The organism is Saccharopolyspora pogona, from assembly GCF_014697215.1.
GTDB classification, from domain to species: Bacteria; Actinomycetota; Actinomycetes; order Mycobacteriales; family Pseudonocardiaceae; genus Saccharopolyspora; species Saccharopolyspora hattusasensis.
The window spans coordinates 2,661,799-2,680,584 of record NZ_CP031142.1; the positions used below are offsets into that span (position 1 = coordinate 2,661,799).

Consider the following 18,786-nt stretch of genomic DNA (forward strand, 5'->3'; position numbering starts at 1 on the left):
CCTCACCTGTTCATGATCTACGATCAAGGAACCTATGGCACGTCAAGTGATCATTTTGTTAGGAACTCTTAGGATCGGGGCCGCCTCAGTTGCGAGCCGGCACCACTCCCCTGCGCGAGCCCGCACGCGGCTCACCAGCTCTGATAGGTGGGCACTATCCATTGCATCGGTAACGTGTCTTGGACGCCGGGTTCCCGGCCGCGATTCACTCGGGACGAAACCGAACAGCGGACCGCCGAGGTTTCGACAAACGTCGAGCGGAGACCGGACAGGAGGTTGCGCGAGACCTCGGTCGACGTTGACCCGACGGGGAACCACCTATTCGGCCTCGGCACGCTACGGCGGTATCGAGTTCGCGCGGTCGCTCTGTCCACGCTCGTGTTTCGGTGACGCTGATCGGGTGCTCACCACGATCAGTACCCGGATGAACGATCTCAGGCACTCTGCAAATCGTTGCACTGCCAGAAAAGCAAAAGACGGTGCGGAAGGTTGTCACGGGGAGGGCGTACAGCCCAGCCGCACTATCGGAGGAGACTCGGAAATGAGCACAGCAGCACCTAACCCAGCGCGCACGCGTCCTGCGCTCGGTTATATCTCTGCCGATGGAATTGAGGACCGGCCCGACGGGCATGTGATGCCGGTCGAGAACCCGGCGACTGGTGAAACCATTGCCGAACTGCACGAGGTCACCGCAGACGAGCTCGACGGCATCGTCACCCGGGCACAGCAGGTGTACGAATCGACCTGGCGGCGCACAGCCCCCGAGGTTCGGGGCCGTCTTCTGGCCGCCTGGGCCGACGCCATCGCCGCGCACCGGGACCAGCTGTCCGACATCGAAGTCGCCGACGTCGGACACCTCAGGCGCGAAACGATCGGCGACCTCGATTCGTGCGTGCGAATCCTTCGGTACTACGCCGGCCTCGCCGACAAACTCGAAGGCCAGACGTACGCCCAGTTGCCGGGTCGCCTGTCCTACGGAGTGGATGAGCCCTTCGGCGTCGTCGCCGGGATCAGTCCGTACAACGGGAACGCCAATTCCATCGCACTCAAGGCGGGTCCGGCCCTGGTGGCGGGCAACTGCATCGTCATCAAGGCTCCGGAGGTCGCCCCACTGCTGAACTACAGGCTCGCCGAGCTCGCTCTCGACGCGGGCATTCCCGCAGGCGTCGTCAACGTCGTGAGCGGCCGCGGATCGGTCGTCGGTCCGCTTCTGACCGAACACCCGGGTATCGGCATGATCGCCTTCACCGGTGGCCCCGACTCCGGCCGCGCGGTGATCAACCAGTCGGCCGCGAACATCGTGCCGGTGTTTCTCGAGCTGGGCGGGAAGAGCCCAGCGATCCTCCTGCCGGACGCCGATCTTCGAACGGCTATCCCGTCCGTCCTCCACTCGAACTTCGCCAAGAGCGGGCAAAGTTGCGTCGCGGGTTCCCGCATCCTCGTTCCCGCCTCGAAGTACGAACAAGTATGCGACGAGTTGGCGGCGCTCGCGAAAAAGATCCGGGTCGGGCTGCCCACACGGGAGTCGTCGCAAATGGGCACGCTCATCACTCGCCAACACCGCGATCACGTCGACGATCTCGTGCAGCGAGCCGTGGCGAGCGGCGCGACGTGCCTCGCGGGCGGGGCGCCGGCCGAGGACGGCGAGCTCGCTCAGGGTGCCTTCTACCAGCCGACCGTGCTGGCAAACGTCACTGATGACAACCCGGCAGCCACGACCGAGGCCTTCGGGCCGATGGCGAGCGTGCTGTCCTATGAGGACGTGGACGAAGCGCTCGCGCGCGCGAATGCGACGCAATTCGGCTTGAGCACGCAGGTTTGGGGCAACGATGCCCAGACGATCCAGTACCTGGCCCAGAACCTCGTCGCCGGCACCGTCTGGATCAACACCTACCGTTCGTTCCACCCGACGGTGCCGTTCGGCGGGATGAAGCAAAGCGGATTCGGCAAGGAGAACGGATTCGCCTCGGTCGCGATGTACACGCGCCGCAAGGCGGTGGTCTGGGACCTCACCACGGACCGCGCGCTGCCCTACGGCGATCAGTGAGCCGCTTCCCGCAGGCCTGACCAGCGAAACTCGCCATCCTGCTATCGCTGCGATCATCGGCTTTACAGACAATTCGTTCGCCACCCCGTGGCAAAATTCTGGAGTAGTCAATGATGCCGAACTCCTCGTCCAAACAGCTGAACTCAGCGAGATCGGGACGCATACCCGGGCCGTCGATGCAAATTCGTGCCGTAGTGAGCGCGACCCTGGGAAATACCCTGGAGTATTTCGATTTCGCCATCTATGGCGCACTTGCCGCCACGCTGTTCCCCAGGCTCTTCTTTCACCAACTGGGTTCAACGGCGGGTCTGCTGGCTTCGTTCGCGACCTTCGGCGTCGGTTTCATCGCACGACCGATCGGCGCGGTTGTGCTGGGGCACCTCGGTGACCGGTACGGTCGCAAGCCCGTTCTCTTCGCGACCCTGCTCATGATGGGCGGGTCATCGGTTCTGATCGGTCTCCTGCCGACGAACCAGGGAATCCTGATCGCGGTGCTGCTCGTCGTACTGCGTTGCCTGCAAGGCTTCTCGCTGGGTGGCGAATCCAGCGGCAGTCAACTCCTGACCATGGAGCACTGCGAGAGAGGCAGACGGGGGTTCTTCGGGTCCCTCATCATCATCGGCTCACCGATCAGCCAAGTGCTGGCCAACCTGGTCATCGTCGTGCTCAGCGTCATGTTGACTCCGGCTCAGTTCGAGAGCTGGGGATGGCGGATTCCCTTCCTCGGCAGCGTGTTCATCGTCGGGATCGCCTACTTCATCCGACGTAGATTGGAAGAGACACCCGCATTCGCCGCAACGAACGAGGAAGCGGCTCCGCAGCCGGGGGCGACCCGCGCGAAGGGGCTGCGCGTGCTGTGGACCCATCCGCGACAGGTCGTCCTGCTGCTGCTGGCCTGGTCGGGCACGACCCTCAGCTTCTACCTCATCGCCGTGTACGGGCTCAGTTACCTGACGACGAATGTTGGCATGTCTTCCCAAGATGCGTTCGTGATCCTCATGATCGCGAACGGTGTCTCCGTCCTCACCGCGGTGATCGGCGGGCTCACGTGCGACCGCATCGGGCGCAAGCCGGTCTGGTACGCCGGTCTCGCGGGTTGCTTCATCGGTGTCGTGCTGTTCTTCACGGTGGCGAGCACCAGCGTGGTCGTCACCGGACTGATCGTGACCTTGGTACTGGCCTCGATCCAGTTCCTCTCCGGCGCCCAACCCGCACTGTTCGCCGAGCAATTCCCGACCGATGTCCGCTACTCCGGCACTGCCCTGGCGTACACGGGAGCCAATCTCGTGTTCTCCGCCCCCGCTCCCTTCGTCGCCGCGGGGCTGACCGCGCTGGGAGGGCCGGCTCTGGTTGCCGCATTCACCTCCGCGATCATCATCGTTTCGGCCGTCGCCGTGTCGAAACTGAGGGAAGGCCAAGAGCTCGATCTCGCCGAATTCACCCTTCACGACGCGACTGAGCGAAACGGGCTTGCGCAGGTCCAGGCGGACAAGGAATGCGAATGACGACCGAGTACGAAATGGAGTCCGGCTTGTCTGAGTCGAAGTCTGCGAGCGAAGCGCCGATCGGCCGGCTGCAGGGACGCCGAGTGCTGGTGACGGGAGCGGCATCAGGTATCGGACGCCGCACGGCGGAGCTCTTCGCGAGCGAAGGTGCTGCTCTGGCACTCCTGGACCGCGACAAGGACGCGCTCGAGGAGACGGTTGCGCACACCGGCGGAGAATGCGTTGCCGTCGACATCACGGACGAAGACGCGGTCGCCGACGCGGTTGAGCATGCCGCCGGTGCGATCGGCGGAATTGATGGTGTCGTCAACGCCGCGGGAATCATGTTCCGCGGATTCGCCGACGATGTTCCGGCTACCGCCTGGCGCAACGTGATCGAGGTCAACCTCACCGGCGCCTACATCGTCGCACGCAGTTGTCTGCCGTGGCTCTCGCGAGAGCAAAAGGCAACGATCGTCAACATCGCTTCGGCGGCAGGCCTTCTGCCCAACGCAGCAGGCCTTACCGCCTACGCGGCGTCCAAAGCGGGCGTGATCGGCCTCAGCAAATCACTGGCCGCTGAACTGGCGCCCGAAATCCGGGTGAACGCCATCTGCCCGGGAATGGTGGACACCGCCATGGCGGACGGTCACCGCGAAAACGTGACCAACTACGCCCTGAAACGACTGGCGAGCCCACTCGAGATCGCCCGCGCCATCTGCTTCCTGACCAGCGACGAATCGTCGTACATCACGGGCGCGGCGCTAGCGGCGGACGGCGGACGTTCTTTCCATTGAGTATTTCGACGTCTTCGGCCCCGCGGTCCAGGTGACGAACCTTGAACCGCGGGGCCGATCTCTTTGAGCTACCCGCGCCACCTCACGGCACGCGGTGGCCTGCTGCCTGGATGAGCCCGTACCACTCGGCGCGGGTGAGCGGGATATCCGAGCCGGCTGCGGCATCGGCGACTCGCTGCGGGGTGGTGGTACCGAGTACCACCTGCATGCCGGCCGGGTGGCGGGTGATCCACGCCGTGGCGATCGCGATGGGGGTGACACCGTACTTCGCCGCGAGCTTGTCGAGGGCGGCGTTGAGCTCCGGATACTCCTCGGATCCCAGGAAGACCCCGTCCTGGAAGCCCTTCTGGAACGGAGACCATGCCTGGATGGTGATCCGGTTGATGCGGCAGTAGTCGACGATGCCGCCACCGTCGCGGGTGAGCGAATCGGCCTCCTCCACCATGTTGGAGGCCAGCCCCTGCGCCACGATCGTCGAGTGGGTCACCGACAGCTGCACCTGGTTCGCCACCAGGGGCTGGCGCACAGCCGTCTTCAGCAGGTCGACCTGCCGCGGGGTGTGATTGGAGACGCCGAACCTCCGGACCTTGCCGGCGGACTCGAGATCGTCGAAGGCCCGCGCCACCTCTTCGGGCTCGACGAGGGCATCGGGGCGGTGCAGGAGCAGCACGTCGATGTAATCCGTGCCGAGCGCCCGCAGGGAATCCTCCACAGAGGACACGATGTGCTTATAGGACGAGTCGTAGTGCCATTCCTCGTCCACAATGGTGGTCTTCGTCTGCAGCGTAATCTGCTCGCGCTCCGCACCGGAGAGTCCCAGCGCCTCGCTGAACCTGCGCTCGCACAGGTGCGGACCGCCGCCCGGGTGCTTGAAGCCGTAGAGGTCCGCATGGTCGAAGAAGTCGATCCCGGCCTCACGGGCGGTGGTGTAAAGCGTGCGGATCTGCTCATCGGTCTTGTCCGCGATCCGCATCATCCCGGCGATGATGTTGGGGGCCTTGGTGTTGGTCGGGCCGAATGGAACAGCCTGCATAGTCGTTTCCCAATCAGTAGGCGTTACTCAAGGCCCGAAGGCGTGTAGAGCAGCAATGGAGATGCGTCGCGGCACCTGCACCGGGGACCCGGTCTTCGCTGCCCTGCTTATCGACGCCGAGGCGGTGAGTGGTCAACGTCAAACACTGACGCGGCCCCGTGACCCAATCAGTGCCGCTGCTTCTCCATCATGCGTTCCGAGATGGTCGTTGCCGCCTGCTTGACGGCGAGCACTGCGTGCTCGACGTCGACGTCGCGCCGCTCTTTCTCCCAGGCGACACCCACGCTCCCCAGGGCAGTCTTCTGATCGGTGAGCACGGGTGCCGCGACGCCGTAGACGCCGGGGTTGAACTCTCCCATGGTCAAGAGGTAGCCGTCCTTCTTGATCTGCCCCAGGGTCGTGCGGAAGTCGCTCCACGAGCTGCCCAGCCCGGCGTTCTCGATTTCCTTGCGCTGACGAGGGTAGATAGCTTTCAGGCGGTGATGCGGGAGATGAGCCAGGATGACCTTCGACGTCGCTCCTTGGAACAGCGGGCGCCGCTGCCCGCGGCTGAACCGGTTGGCAGGGCTATCCGGGGCGCGGCACTCGCCGACGCACAGGACCGAATCACGATACGCGGTGCACAGAAGAGCCGAGTGCCCGATCTTGTCCACCAGATCCTCGAGCACACCATGGCTGGCCAAAAGCAGTGGGTCCGTCACGCGGATCTGCAGATCCATCTCGATGATCCGCGGGCCCAGGGTGTAGTAGCCATTGCGCACTGTGCTGAGCAGTCCCGCCTCGTGCAGGGTCTTGATGTAGCGATATCCCGTCGACCTGGAAGTCTCCAGGGCCTCGATGATGGCGGCCGTCGACCATTCGGGCTCGGCTTCGCTGAACAGCTGCAGCACGTGGAGCATCCTGGCCAGGCTGCTCGCGCTGTCCGGAGTCGATGTCGCTGTCACAGCCTAAGAATATCCCGCATTGTGGGATATTGTCAAAACAGGTCACACTCTCCGCCCGAGGCTCAGGGTCCGAGCTTCGTCAGGCCCTGAGCCTCTCGGCCGCTTCCAGCAGATTACACCCGCGGGACCGCCATGTACTTGTACTCGAGGAACTCCTCGATGCCCACACGGCCGCCCTCGCGGCCGAGCCCCGAGGCCTTGACGCCGCCGAACGGTGCGGCGGGGTTGGACACTAGGCCCGTGTTCAGACCGACCATTCCGGCCTCGAGGGCCTCTCCCACGCGGAAACCCCGGTCCACGTCCTGAGTGAACAGGTAGCTCACCAGCCCCCACGGGGTGTCGTTGGCCATGCGGACGGCCTCCTCCTCTGTGTCGAACGCGACGACAGGAGCCACCGGGCCGAAGATCTCCTCGGTCATGAGGTCCGCCTCCGCAGAGACGTCCGAGAGGACGGTGGGCGAGTAGAAATAGCCCGGCCGGTCTGGCCGGTTCCCGCCGCAGACGACCTTCGCGCCCTTGCCGACGGCATCGTCGACGAGCTCCTGGACCTTCCGCAGGGCCTTCTCCTCCACGAGCGGACCGACCTCGGTGCCCCGCTCGGCGCCGTCGCCCACCGACAGCGAGCCCATCCGCGCGGCGAGACGGCGAGCGAACTCCTCGGCGACGGGCCGCTGGACGAAGATGCGGTTCGCGGCAGTGCAGGCCTCGCCCATGTTGCGCATCTTGGCCGCGATCGCCCCCTCAACTGCACGATCCAGGTCCGCGTCGTCGAAGACGATGAAGGGGGCGTTGCCGCCCAGTTCCATCGACGAGCGCATGACGTGCTGGGACGCCTGCTCGAGCAGGCGGACGCCCACCTCGGTCGAGCCCGTGAAGCTGATCTTGCGGGCGATGCCGCTCGACATCCACGGCGAGACCACCGAAGACGCCTTGGTCGTGCACACGACGTTGAGGACGCCTGCGGGCAGCCCCGCCTCGACCAAGATGTCCACGAGCGCCAGGGACGTGAGCGGGGTGAGGGCGGCGGGTTTGAACACCATCGTGCAGCCGGCCGCGATCGCCGGTCCGATCTTGCGCGTGCCCATGGCGAGCGGGAAGTTCCACGGGGTGACGAGAACGCACGGGCCGACGGGTTCACGCGAGACGAGGATGCGGTTCTTCCCGTCGCCCGTCGTCGTGACGTCGCCGCCGATGCGGACGGCTTCTTCGGAGAACCAGCGGAAAAACTCGGCGGCGTAGGCGACCTCGCCTTTCGCCTCGGCGAGCGGCTTGCCCATTTCGGCGGTCATGATCAGGGCGAGCTCGTCCTGCCGCGCCATGAGCAGGTCGTAGGCGCGGCGCAGGATCTCGCTGCGCTCGCGGGGAGCTGTCTTGGCCCAGTCCTTCTGCGCTCGACCCGCGGTTTCGATGGCGCGCTGCGCGTCCTTGGGGCCACCATCGGCCACGGTCGCGATGACTTCCTCGGTCGCCGGATTGACGACGTCGAAGCGGGCACCGGACGCGGCTTCGCCCCACTGCCCGTCGATGAAGATGCCTGTGCTGACTTCGGCGAGAGCCTCGCGTGATTCCTGTGAGATGCGGACGTCGCTGGCATTGGCGGTCATTGGCGCTCCTCTGTTTCCTTGGTGTGGCGGTCTCTGGTGGTGGTAGAAGTCGGGCCGGCGACCGTGGTCGTGCCCGGGTCGAGGACTTGGGCCAGGTGCAGGCCGGGTCTCGAGGGATCGAGCTGGTCCACCTGCCTGGCGCACGAGAAGCCGTCGGTCAGCACGGCGACGTCGCGGTCGGTGGCCCTGAGCGCGGGCGCTAGCGCGTTCTCCGCGACCTGCATGCTCACGTCGTAGTGGTCGGCTTCGAAGCCGAAGTTCCCGGCCACGCCGCAGCATCCGTTCGCGTCGACGACGTTGCGCACGCCGGCCGCCTTGAGCGCCGTCCGTTGGGCCGCGGCCCCGAAGACCGAGTACTCGTGGCAGTGCGTCTGGAGCACGGCCTGCTCCGGCGCGGGCCTCGCCGGGGACGGCTTCCAGCCCGCGGACACCCGATCGGCGACGTGCGTGGCGAAGCTGCGCACGCGCGTCGCGACGCGCTCGGCCTGCTCCGTGTGGACGAGTTCGGGCAGATCCTTCCGGAGCGCGGCCGCGCAGCTCGGCTCGACGACGACGATCGGCCGGTCGGTGCCGTCGTCGAGCGCTTCCGCGGCCTTGGAAAGCAGCCGCTTCGCGGTGCCGAGCTGGCCCGTGGAGATCCAGGTCAGGCCGCAGCAGCCGTCGGCGGAGCTTTCGACGGCGTTGCCGCCGTCCGCGAGGACGCGAGCCGCTGCACCCGCGACCTCGGGCCGGAAGCCGCGCGTGAACGTGTCCACAAACAGGACCACCGAGTCTTCGCCGTCGGCCCCCGCAGCCAGGGCGGCGTCGGCGATCTCGCGTCGCCACTCCCCCGCGCCGGCGAACCGCGGAAGCGCGCGCTTCGTGGTGAGCCCACCCGCCGCCGCCGCGACATTGCCCAGCGGAGTCGCGAGCACCGCGTTGACGACACCGGAGAAGAGGCCTGTCAGCTTGAGCCACCGCGGCAGCCAGCCGAGCGAGAAGTGCGAGAGCGGCCGGCGGCGGCCGCGGTAGTAGTGGGCGAAGAACTCGGCCTTGTACGTGGCCATGTCCACGCCGGCCGGGCAGTCGGTCGAGCAGGCCTTGCACGCCAGGCACAGGTCCAGCACCTCCCGGACCTCCTCTGACCGCCAGCCCTCCTCAACCGTGCGAGCGCCACGGACCATGTCCTGCAGGACGCGCGCACGGCCTCGCGTCGAGTCCTTCTCGTCCCGCGTGGCGCGGTAGCTCGGGCACATCACCCCGCCGCTGTCCGCGCGGCACCGCCCCACGCCTATGCAACCCAAGACGGCGTGGACCCAGGGATCCGTCCCGGCGGATGCTGCCGGACGCAGGTCGAAGCTCGTGCGCCATTCGCGCTCCGGCACCCCCGCGAGGGCGAGGTGGGCGTCCATGGGGTCGGGATCGGTCAACGAGCCCGGATTCAGGATGCCTGCGGCGTCCCACAGACGACGGCACTCGGCGAACGCGGCCATCACCTCGGGCGAGTACATGATGGACAGCAGCTCGGAGCGAGCGCGGCCATCGCCGTGCTCGCCGGACAGCGATCCGCCGTGGCGGACCACGAGTTCCGCGGCCAGGCGGGTGAACTCGCGGAAAACCGCACGGCCCTGCTCGCTGCGCAGGTCGTAGGTGATGCGGATGTGCATGCAGCCGGCCCCGAAGTGCCCGTACATGACCCCGGCGAGCTCGTGCTCGGCCAGGAGCGCGCGAAGGTCGGCGAGGTAGTCGGCGAGCCGCTCGGGCGCGACCGCCGAGTCCTCCCAGCCCGGCCACGCCTCGCCTCCCGACGCCAGACGGGAGGACAGGCCCGCGCCGTCCTCCCGGACGCGCCAGAGCGAAATGCGTTCCGCAGGGTCCACGGCCGCACGGCCTTGGACGAGGCGCCCGTTCTCACCGAGCCGGTCGAGGAGCCGGTCCGCCTGGACGTGCACTGATTCCGGGTCGTCGCCGTCGAGGTCCACGAAGAGCCACGCCTGCCCCTCGGGCAGGCCCAAGACGGAACCGGAGCCCCGACGGTGGCGCATCGTGGCGACGATGGCCTCGTCGGTGCCCTCGACGGCGGCCGGCGAGAACTCGAGGATCGTCGGGACGTCGCGGGCGGCGTCGACGACGTCCCGGTAGCCGAGGCATACCAGCAGCGCGCTGGCCGGTTTCGACACGAGCTTCATGCGAGCGCCGACGACCACGGCCCACGTCCCCTCGGAGCCGACGACGGCACGTGCGATGTTGAACCTCTTCTCCGGCAGGAGATTCTCGAGGTGATAGCCGGAGACCTGCCGGGGGATGCGTCCGAGTTCGAGGCGGAGGGTGCTCAGGTTCTGCTGCGCGAGCCGGGCCAGCGACGCCGCGAGGGACTCGGCTCGGGTGGCGGAGAACGAGTCGGCGGGATCGGTGGCCCGCAGACCTGTCTCGGTCGCCGTCAGCCGCGCGCCATCGGACGTGACGAGGTCGATCTCTGCCACGTGGTCGGAGGTGCGGCCGTAGCGGACGGAGTGATTGCCGCACGCGTCGTTGCCGATCGCCCCGCCGACCGTGGCGCGGTTCTTCGACGACGGGTCCGGCGCGAACGTGCAGCGACCGCCGGTGGCAAGTTCCACCTCGCTCGACAGCGCCGCGAGGACGACACCGGGTTCGACGTCGACCGTCCTGGCCTCCTCATCGACGGCGAGGACGCGGTCCATGTGCCGCGAGAAGTCCAGGACGAGCCCGGGGCCGACGGCGTTGCCGGCCATGGACGTCCCGCCTCCTCGGACGATGACCGCCGCGCCGGTGGCCCGGCACACCGCGACGGCGGCCACGACGTCGTCTACGGTGCGCGGGAACGCGACCGCGAGCGGTTCGACGCGGTAGTTGGAGGCGTCGTAGGAGTACTCGGCTCGCCGCCGCGGCGACGCGTCCGCCGGCACCCCCGCTTCCGCGAGCACCCGGAGCAACGCCGCCGCCGAATCGCGCCCGTTGATGAAGTTGCCTCGGTGCAGCGGTTTCGGGTCGTCCAACACCGGATCGTCGGCGGAATCGGTCATGGGGATGAGTTCTTTCTCGCGTAAGGGGCGGGCGGTGGCCGGTAAGCGCAACACGGGGCCGCGATGTGCCCCGTGTTGCGCCGTACCGGCTCAGAACGTGTGCAGCACCGCGCGCAAGAACTCGGTCGGCTCGACGGCCTCGACAGGCACCGGCCCCTCATTGGCCAGGAATTCGTACCCGGTTTCGGGGCCGTACTTCTCACCGCCCGCCGTCACCTGGCCGTTGATCTGGAACAAGATCTCGATGGAGGGGAACTGCCCCGCCTGGTACACCGCGCCTGCGTCCAGGCTCACGAACCCGATCCGCAGATCGCGTTCCGTGAAGCTTCCCAGCCACTTCTCCCACACGCCCGTTTCACCCTGCGGAAGCCAGTCGTAGGCCGCCGGGTTCATCGCGATGACGTCGGTGTAGCGCGGAGTCGCGAACTCGAGCTTGCCCCCCGTGGCGTGCTCGAAGATCGCCTCCGAACCGTCCTTGGTCTGGGGCACACCGTTGTCGTCCGTGTAGTGGTACAGGCCCTTCTTGAACTCACCGGTCTTGGCCAGCTCGGCGTTCGTAGCCTCGCGCTGCGCGACGCTCAGATAGCCGGCGCCACTCGCACCGCCGCACTGCAGAACCATGGTGCGAAGTCCCTCGGCACGCTCCTGAGGTCCATAGTGGACGCTTTCAGGGAAGTAGCCCACCCACCCTTGTTCCAGCACGTCGTTCTCGGTGTAGGGCAGCGTGCCCTGAATGACGTAGCGGATCTGGTCGAAGTTGTGCCGGTGACGAGGGGTCCGCCAACCACCACCGCCCGTGAGGCCCATGTTCAGGTCGTAGTTGTTGGGCGAGCCGTCTTCACCGAACAGCAGGTGCTTCTGGTCGAGCTTCCCCTCACGCATGGTTCCGACTCGTTCGACGTCGGCGTCGGATGCCTTACCTACCCGCATCTCTGCTCCTTCACGAAATCGATGCCATCCCGCAGCAAAGGCCGATGGGATGCGGCGCCCGTCCCACCCGCCGCAGTCCTGCATCAGCGCGCGGCCGGCCGCCGCGATTGACAATATCCTATATTACGGGATATTGTCCACCAGCAATCAGGGGACACCGCCTTTTCGCGAGGCGTGAGTGCCAGGCGGTCAAGACAGCACCAGCCCCGTCCACCACTGCCCGCACGCCCACTACGAAGCGCGACGCCACGAGGATCGACAATGACGACGACACCGCTCACTGACACCCCGTACGACTCCGGAGTTCCGGCTTCGGCAAGGGACTTCAGCGTCGAGGCGCGGGTGGTCATCGTCACCGGTGCCGCCCAGGGCATCGGCCGTGAGCTGGCCCGCCAATTCGCCGCAGCCGGAGCCTTCGCCGTGGTGGCCGACCTCGACATCGACAAGGCGGACGCGGTCGTCAAGGAGATCCATGACGCCGGAGGGGTCGGTCTGGCCGTCAAGGTGAACGTGGCCGACGAGGCGTCCGTCGTCGCAATGGTCGACACCGTCATCCAGGAGTGGGGCCGGGTCGACGTGCTGATCAACAACGCCTCGATCTTCGCGACCATCGAGAAGGGACCGTTCGACCAGATCCCGCTCGAGCAGTGGGAAAAAGTGTTGAACGTCAACGTCACCGGCAGCTACCTGTGCGTTCGGGCGGTCGCTGCTCATATGCGCGCGGCGGGCTTCGGCCGCATCATCAACATCTCATCCGATTCGGTGACCCGCGGCGTCGGCAACTACCTGCACTACGTCACCTCCAAGTCGGCCTTGATCGGCATGACCAACTCCCTGGCGCGCGAGCTGGGCGGCCACGGGATCACCGTCAACTGCGTGCGGCCGGGCATGGTCACCACAGAGGTCGAGCGCAACCAGACCGCCGAGGCACGTGCGCGCGCGGCGTCCCAGCAGTGCATCCCGCGAAACATGTTCCCCACCGACCTGGTCGGCGTCATGTTCTTCCTGGCCACACCTGCGTCCGCGTTCATCACCGGCCAGACGATCGCCTGCGACGGCGGCTACACCCACAGCAGCTGACCCACCGGACACGCCACACGCAGTCTGAGGAGACCTCGCTCATGAGGCAGTACCCGCACCTCTACATCGACGGTCGATGGACCGAACCGATCGAGCCCCGCGAAGTGGAGCTCATCGACCCCACCCGCGAGGAGGCCTTCGCCCGGGTGACTCTGGGCAGCGCTGCGGATGCAGACCGCGCTGTCGCCGCAGCCCGGCGCGCGTTCGATAGCTTTTCCACCACCTCGGTGGACGACCGGATCGCGTTGATCGACCGGGTCATCGACGTGTACGAGTCCTACATCGATGACTTCGCCGACTTGATCGCGCGCGAGGTCGGCATTCCCGTCAGCAACCGCGCTCAGGTCACGGGCCCGGCTCAACACATGAAGGTAGCCCGCGACATCTTGCGCGAGTACCCCTTCGAGTCACGTGTGGACGGCGCCATCGTCCGTCGCGAGCCGATCGGCGTCTGCGCGCTGATCTCACCGTGGAACTGGCCGATCCAGACCGGCGTGATCAAGCTGATCTACGCTCTGGCCGCCGGGTGCACGGTGGTCGCCAAGCCCAGTATCAACTCAGCCGCGAGCGGCGCCCTCCTGGCCCAGGTGCTACACGAAGCCGATGTGCCGCCGGGCGTGTTCAACCTGGTCAATGGCGCCGGCCGCGACGTCGGCGATGTGCTGTCCCACCACCCGGACGTGGACATGATCTCCTTCACCGGATCCACCGCCGCCGGCAAGCAGGTAGGCGTCGCCGCCGCGGGCACCGTGAAACGCGTCTGCCTCGAACTGGGTGGGAAGTCGGCCAACATCGTGCTGCCCGACGCCGACCTCGAACAGGCCGCGCGTTGGAACGTCCAGCGCTGCTTCTTCAACGCCGGTCAGTCCTGCCACGCCCCCAGCCGAATGCTGGTGCAAGAAAGCCAGGTGGAGCAGGTGGTGCCCTTCCTGGTCGACGAGGCACGCCGCTATCGCCTGGGCGACCCGCTTGAGAGCTCGACGACCATGGGCCCGGTCGTCAGCACCGCCCAGTACAAGTCGATCAGAGAGCACATCCAGAGCGGCCTCGATGAGGGCGCCAACCTCGTTACCGGCGGCCTCGAGCGCCCTGACGGTCTCGAACGGGGCCATTTCGTGCAACCGACGGTGTTCACCGGAGTCACACCGGACATGCGGATCGCCCGCGAGGAGATCTTCGGCCCCGTCCTGGCCGTCCTGCCTTACCGCGACGAGGACGATGCCCTGCGCATCGCCAACGATTCGCCCTACGGGCTAGGCGGTTTCGTCTTCGGTGGCGACCGGGAGAGAGCCCGCCGAGTGGTGAACGGGCTGCGCGCCGGACGAGTCAGCTACAACGGCGCGGCCACGGATTCCTACACACCCATGGGCGGTTACAAGCAGTCCGGCATCGGCCGCTCGATGGGCAGGTTCGGGCTCGAAGAATACCTCGAAGTCAAATCCGTCTACGGGTTCGAGGACGAGGCGCAAGCGTTGCCGACTCTGTTCGGCTGAGACATTCCAAGTCGGACAGGAGCTTTGAACAACATGAACGACGAAACCACCCGCCTGCTGCGCAATCCTGCCAAGGAGAAGTTGTCCAGGGGCGAGACGGTGTTCTCGATGACCGTACGACTGGTGCGGACCGTCGACATCGCCGCCATCGCCCACACGGCAGGTTTCGACTCCGTCTACATCGACATGGAGCACAGCAGCTTCCCGCTGGAAGCCGCGGGGCAGATCTGCATGGCCTGCAATCACCTGGGCGTCACTCCCCTGGTCCGCATCCCCGACCTGGATCCAGCCTTCATCGCCAGGGTCATGGATTCCGGAGCCATGGGGATCATGGTGCCCGGCGTGGAGTCCGCCGACGAGGCGCGCGCCGCGGTTCGCGCCGTCAAACACGCGCCCTTGGGTGAGCGTTCCCTGGCGGGTGCGGCGCCCCAGCTGCACTACCGGTCCCTCCCCGCCGATCAGACCGTCCGCGAGCTCGACCAGGCCTCCATGGTGGTGGCACAGATCGAATCCCGGGCCGGCCTGGACGCCGCGGACGCCATCGCCGCGGTGGACGGCGTGGACCTCCTCCTCGTGGGTGCGAGCGACCTCAGCGTCGAGCTGGGTGTCGCAGGGCAAGTGGACCACCCCCAGGTGCACAAGGCGTTCCTCCACATCATCGACGCCTGCCGAGCACACGGGAAGACCGTGGGCATCGGCGGAATGGGTGGACGGCCAGATCTCATTCGCCAATATCTGGACCTCGGTGCCGGCTACGTCTCCACCGGCAACGACATCTCATTCCTCAGCGCCGCCGCAGCACAAAAGCGCCGGCAGTTCGACTGATCGACATGCCACGAAACAAGGAGCACACGTGAAAATCTGCGTGTACGGTGCGGGGGCGGTGGGCGGGCACCTCGCCGGGCGCCTCGCTGCGAGTCAGGCCGAGGTCTCGCTGATCGCTCGCGGTGAGCAGCTTGCCGCGATCCAACGGCACGGACTGCGGGTGGAAACCCGTGACGGAGAGCTGGTCTCGCACCCGGTCGCCACCGACCGACCCGGCGATCTGGAGCCGCAGGACATCGTGATCGTCGCGGTCAAGGCCCCTGCCCTGCCGACCATCGCCGAACACATCGGTTCCCTGCTCCGCCAGGACGGCCTGGCGCTGTTCGTCATGAACGGCATTCCCTGGTGGTACTTCCACTCTCACGGCGGAACCTTGGACGGCACCCACCTCGCACGGCTGGATCCGGGGCGCGCGCTGTGGGACCACGTCGGTCCGGAGCGCGCCGTGGGCGCCGTGGCCTACACCGCCTGCAGCGTGGTCGCACCAGGGGTGGTTCGTGCCGAGAATCCGCGCAACCGCCTGATCATCGGACGCCCTGACGGCCAGTCGGACGAAAGACTCGACGCACTGCCGTCGCTGCTGAACCCGAGCGGCCTGGAGACCACCGTCACGCCGAAGATCCGCGACGCGATCTGGGCCAAACTGCTGATGAACCTGATCGGGGGATCGCTGGCCGTCCTCAGCGCCTCGGCCATGAAGGACGTCCTCGACAAACCCGCCGTAGCCGGCACCGCCAAGGCGATGGCAGCCGAGGGCGCCGCCATCGCTCGTGCCCTGGGCTGCGATCCTGGCGATCCCTATGAGGGCCTGGGCAAGCTGTCGAAGTCCGGCCATCTCCAGAGCATCGCGCAGGACCTGCAGGCCGGCCGGCCCATGGAGATCGACGCCATGTTCCGCGTACCCCTCAACCTGGCCGAACTGGTGCAGGTCCCGACCCCCAACCTGGACCTGGTGATCGAACTGGCCACCCAGCGGGCCCGTGCCACGGGTCAGTACCACGACACCAGTAGATGACGTCGCACGCGCCCGGCTCCCCGAGCGCCTGAGACTGCGCCCGGGGAGCCAACTGAGCGACAACGTCCAGAGCACGGAAAAGGTGAGTTTCATGCCCTCTGGCTGCCCGATCTCCCATCCATCTGAGGACTGGGATCCACTCGCCAAGGAGAATCATGCAGACCCGACAGACGTCTACACCCGCCTGCGCGACGAATGTCCCGTAGCGTGGAGCGACCGGTTCGGCGGCTTCTACGCCCTGACGCGCTTCAGGGACGTGACCGAGTCGGCTCTCGACTGGCACACCTTCACCAGCGCGCAGAAGACCCCGATCCCCGATGCCACCAGCCCGGATCGCCCCCCTCGAGCACCCGCTGAGGTGGACCCGCCGTTTCACACGGCCTACCGCGACCTGCTGAACCGGTTCTTCACGCCGGAGTACATCCGCCGCATCGAACCGGTGATCCGCCGGACCGCACGGGACCTGATCGGACGGTGCGTTTCTCAGGGCGAGGTCGACGCCGTCGCGTCCTTCACCTTCTACATGCCGATCCAGGTCCAGTGCATCTTCCTCGGCATCTCGGTCGAGGACGCCGAGCGCATCAAGACGACGATCAACCGGATCATCGGCGCCGGAGCGGCCGGCGACACCGCAACGCACAAGGCCGCGAACGATGAGATCTACGAGTACATCTACCGGGTCCTCGAGACGCGCAAGAAGGCGCCGTACGACCCGAACGACGTCATCAGCGCGATGATCCACGAGGAGGTCGACGGAAGGCGGCTCACCGACGACGACATTGCGGGCACGATCCGGTTGTTCCTCCAAGCCGGCCACGGCACGACCACCAACATGCTCGGCAGCATCATCCGACACCTCGCCGAGACTCCGAACGATCAGAATCGGCTCAGGGACGAGCCGAAGCTGATCCCCCAGGCGATCGAGGAACTACTCCGGGTGTGGACGCCCGTCCGCCTCGTCGGCCGCAAGACGACACGTGATGTCGAGATCGAGGGCCGAACGGTCCCCAAGGGATCGCGGGTCGGCCTGATGGTGTCGGCAGCGAACCTGGACGACCGCAAGTTCGAGAACGCGGGCAAGGTCGATTTCGACCGAAAGCCCAATCCGCACATCGCGTTCGGTTTCGGCCCGCACCGATGCGTCGGTGCCTCTCTCGCACGTGAGCAACTGCGCATCGCGGTGGAAGAGCTACTCTCGATAACCGACGACTTCGAGCTGACGGGTGAACCCGAGGCGAGCACCTGGACCCACCTCGGCCCGTCCAAGCTCCCCGTACGTTTGCTTCCGCGCTCCGTCGACCTGACCGGCAGCGTCATCCGGGCCGGTTACAAAGAGCTGGTCATGAACGTTGCCGCGGTCCACCCCGTGGCCGACCGCACCCTTGAGATCGAGCTGCGCGCCAACGAGGACGCAGAGCTTCCCGAATGGACGGCGGGCGCGCACATCGACGTGGTGCTGCCCGGTGACGTCATCCGGTCGTACTCACTGGTCAACGAACCGTCGGACCGGACACGCTGGCGCATCGCGGTCCTGCGCGAGGAGAACGGCCGCGGTGGCTCCGCGATGCTCCACACGCTGAAGGTCGGCGACCAGATCCGGGTCCGCTGGCCGCGCAACACCTTCGCGCTGGAAACCGCCGACCGCTACCACTTCTTCGCGAGCGGCATCGGCATCACACCGATCCTGCCGATGATCGAAGCGGCTCAGGAGCGCGGCGTGCCATGGCGTCTGGACTACGTGGGCCGGACCAGGTCCCGGCTGGCCTACCTCGACCGGCTCGAGCGCTACGAGCAGACGCAGACGCATCTCACCTCCGAGCAAGGCCGCCCCGACCTCGATTCCCTCGTCTCAGCGACGGACGAGCGAGCGGCGATCTACGCCTGCGGCTCGCAGAGTTTCCTCATCGGCATCGAGGAGGCCGCCGAACGGGCCGGGCGGGACCTGCACGCCGAGTGGTTCGCGCCGAAGCCCGGCGCTCGACAGGGAGCAGCGGGGTCGCACGAAGCGTTCACCGTGCACCTCGAGCGATCCAACATCGACGTGTCCGTGCAGCCCGGCCAGTCCATCATCGACGCCTGCGCTGAAGCGGGCGTGACGATCCCCGCTGCCTGCTTCGAGGGCACCTGCAGCTCCTGCCTGTCGACCGTGCTGGAGGGCGTGCCCGATCACCGGGACTCCTTCCTCTCACCCAAGGAGCGGGAGTCCAACACGTTGATGGCGCCGTGCGTCTCGAAGTCGATGACCGAGCGCCTGGTGCTCGACTGGTAGCTCCGCCCCCGCTCGGCAACCGCGTACCGACGCCTGCACGAAGCGATCGACATGATCGCTTCGTGCAGGTTGCGTTTGTCCGCCTACACTGGACCACCCTGCAACGACGCGGCTGGTGAGACCCCGGAGTTGTTGCGGGTCACGCCGACGGTGCCGGCCACAGTGGTCGCGGAGCACATCGGTTGGAAGTCTTCGATCCGGAGGTTGCGCGAGCTGCGGCCGTGTCTCGGCCGCTGGACCCG

13 protein-coding genes are annotated in these 18,786 nt (G+C 66.8%); 8 read left to right on the forward strand and 5 right to left on the reverse strand.

Features of this window, described 5'->3' with window-relative positions; genetic code table 11:
- Window positions 1-541 precede the first annotated feature (541 nt).
- The 3 genes from DL519_RS12275 to DL519_RS12285 all read left to right on the forward strand — a co-directional run bounded on the left by DL519_RS12275 (window position 542) and on the right by DL519_RS12285 (window position 4,328).
- On the forward strand, window positions 542-2,047 hold the full coding sequence (locus tag DL519_RS12275; RefSeq protein WP_190814799.1) for an aldehyde dehydrogenase family protein: 1,506 nt from the start codon (window positions 542-544) through the stop codon (window positions 2,045-2,047).
- 194 nt (window positions 2,048-2,241) lie between these two features.
- Window positions 2,242-3,552 (forward strand): MFS transporter, encoded by a 1,311-nt coding sequence (locus tag DL519_RS12280; RefSeq protein WP_190814801.1) that lies wholly within the window; start codon window positions 2,242-2,244, stop codon window positions 3,550-3,552.
- Window positions 3,549-4,328, forward strand: a complete 780-nt coding sequence (locus DL519_RS12285) for an SDR family NAD(P)-dependent oxidoreductase (RefSeq protein WP_223838837.1) — start codon at window positions 3,549-3,551, stop codon at window positions 4,326-4,328. The genes DL519_RS12280 and DL519_RS12285 overlap by 4 nt, the downstream gene beginning before the upstream one ends.
- 82 nt (window positions 4,329-4,410) lie before the next feature.
- Here the strand turns inward: DL519_RS12285 and DL519_RS12290 are convergent, their stop codons facing one another.
- The 5 genes from DL519_RS12290 to DL519_RS12310 all read right to left on the reverse strand — a co-directional run bounded on the left by DL519_RS12290 (window position 4,411) and on the right by DL519_RS12310 (window position 11,862).
- Entirely contained in the window at window positions 4,411-5,361 is a 951-nt protein-coding gene (locus DL519_RS12290) for an aldo/keto reductase (RefSeq protein ID WP_190814803.1), read from the reverse strand.
- Window positions 5,362-5,528: 167 nt separating this feature from the next.
- Window positions 5,529-6,260, reverse strand: coding sequence for an IclR family transcriptional regulator (locus DL519_RS12295; protein ID WP_223838842.1), 732 nt, complete (start codon window positions 6,258-6,260; stop codon window positions 5,529-5,531).
- 158 nt (window positions 6,261-6,418) lie between these two features.
- Window positions 6,419-7,909, reverse strand: a complete 1,491-nt coding sequence (locus DL519_RS12300) for an NAD-dependent succinate-semialdehyde dehydrogenase (protein ID WP_190814807.1) — start codon at window positions 7,907-7,909, stop codon at window positions 6,419-6,421.
- Window positions 7,906-10,932, reverse strand: coding sequence for an FAD-binding and (Fe-S)-binding domain-containing protein (locus DL519_RS12305; protein WP_190814809.1), 3,027 nt, complete (start codon window positions 10,930-10,932; stop codon window positions 7,906-7,908). Before DL519_RS12305 ends, DL519_RS12300 begins: the two co-directional genes overlap by 4 nt.
- A 90-nt stretch (window positions 10,933-11,022) precedes the next feature.
- On the reverse strand, window positions 11,023-11,862 hold the full coding sequence (locus DL519_RS12310; RefSeq protein WP_190814811.1) for a hypothetical protein: 840 nt from the start codon (window positions 11,860-11,862) through the stop codon (window positions 11,023-11,025).
- Window positions 11,863-12,123: 261 nt separating this feature from the next.
- Between DL519_RS12310 and DL519_RS12315 the strand changes: the two genes are divergently transcribed.
- The 5 genes from DL519_RS12315 to DL519_RS12335 all read left to right on the forward strand — a co-directional run bounded on the left by DL519_RS12315 (window position 12,124) and on the right by DL519_RS12335 (window position 18,544).
- Window positions 12,124-12,942, forward strand: coding sequence for an SDR family NAD(P)-dependent oxidoreductase (locus DL519_RS12315; RefSeq protein ID WP_190814813.1), 819 nt, complete (start codon window positions 12,124-12,126; stop codon window positions 12,940-12,942).
- A 41-nt stretch (window positions 12,943-12,983) separates the two neighbouring features.
- Window positions 12,984-14,435, forward strand: coding sequence for an aldehyde dehydrogenase family protein (locus DL519_RS12320; protein WP_190814815.1), 1,452 nt, complete (start codon window positions 12,984-12,986; stop codon window positions 14,433-14,435).
- A gap of 33 nt (window positions 14,436-14,468) precedes the next feature.
- The gene (locus tag DL519_RS12325) at window positions 14,469-15,260 is read left to right on the forward strand and encodes an HpcH/HpaI aldolase family protein (protein WP_190814817.1); all 792 of its coding nucleotides are present in this window, start codon (window positions 14,469-14,471) and stop codon (window positions 15,258-15,260) included.
- A 28-nt stretch (window positions 15,261-15,288) separates the two neighbouring features.
- The gene (locus DL519_RS12330; protein WP_190814819.1) at window positions 15,289-16,275 is read left to right on the forward strand and encodes a ketopantoate reductase family protein; all 987 of its coding nucleotides are present in this window, start codon (window positions 15,289-15,291) and stop codon (window positions 16,273-16,275) included.
- Between the two features lie 91 nt (window positions 16,276-16,366).
- The gene (locus tag DL519_RS12335; protein ID WP_190814821.1) at window positions 16,367-18,544 is read left to right on the forward strand and encodes a cytochrome P450; all 2,178 of its coding nucleotides are present in this window, start codon (window positions 16,367-16,369) and stop codon (window positions 18,542-18,544) included.
- Window positions 18,545-18,786 lie beyond the last annotated feature (242 nt).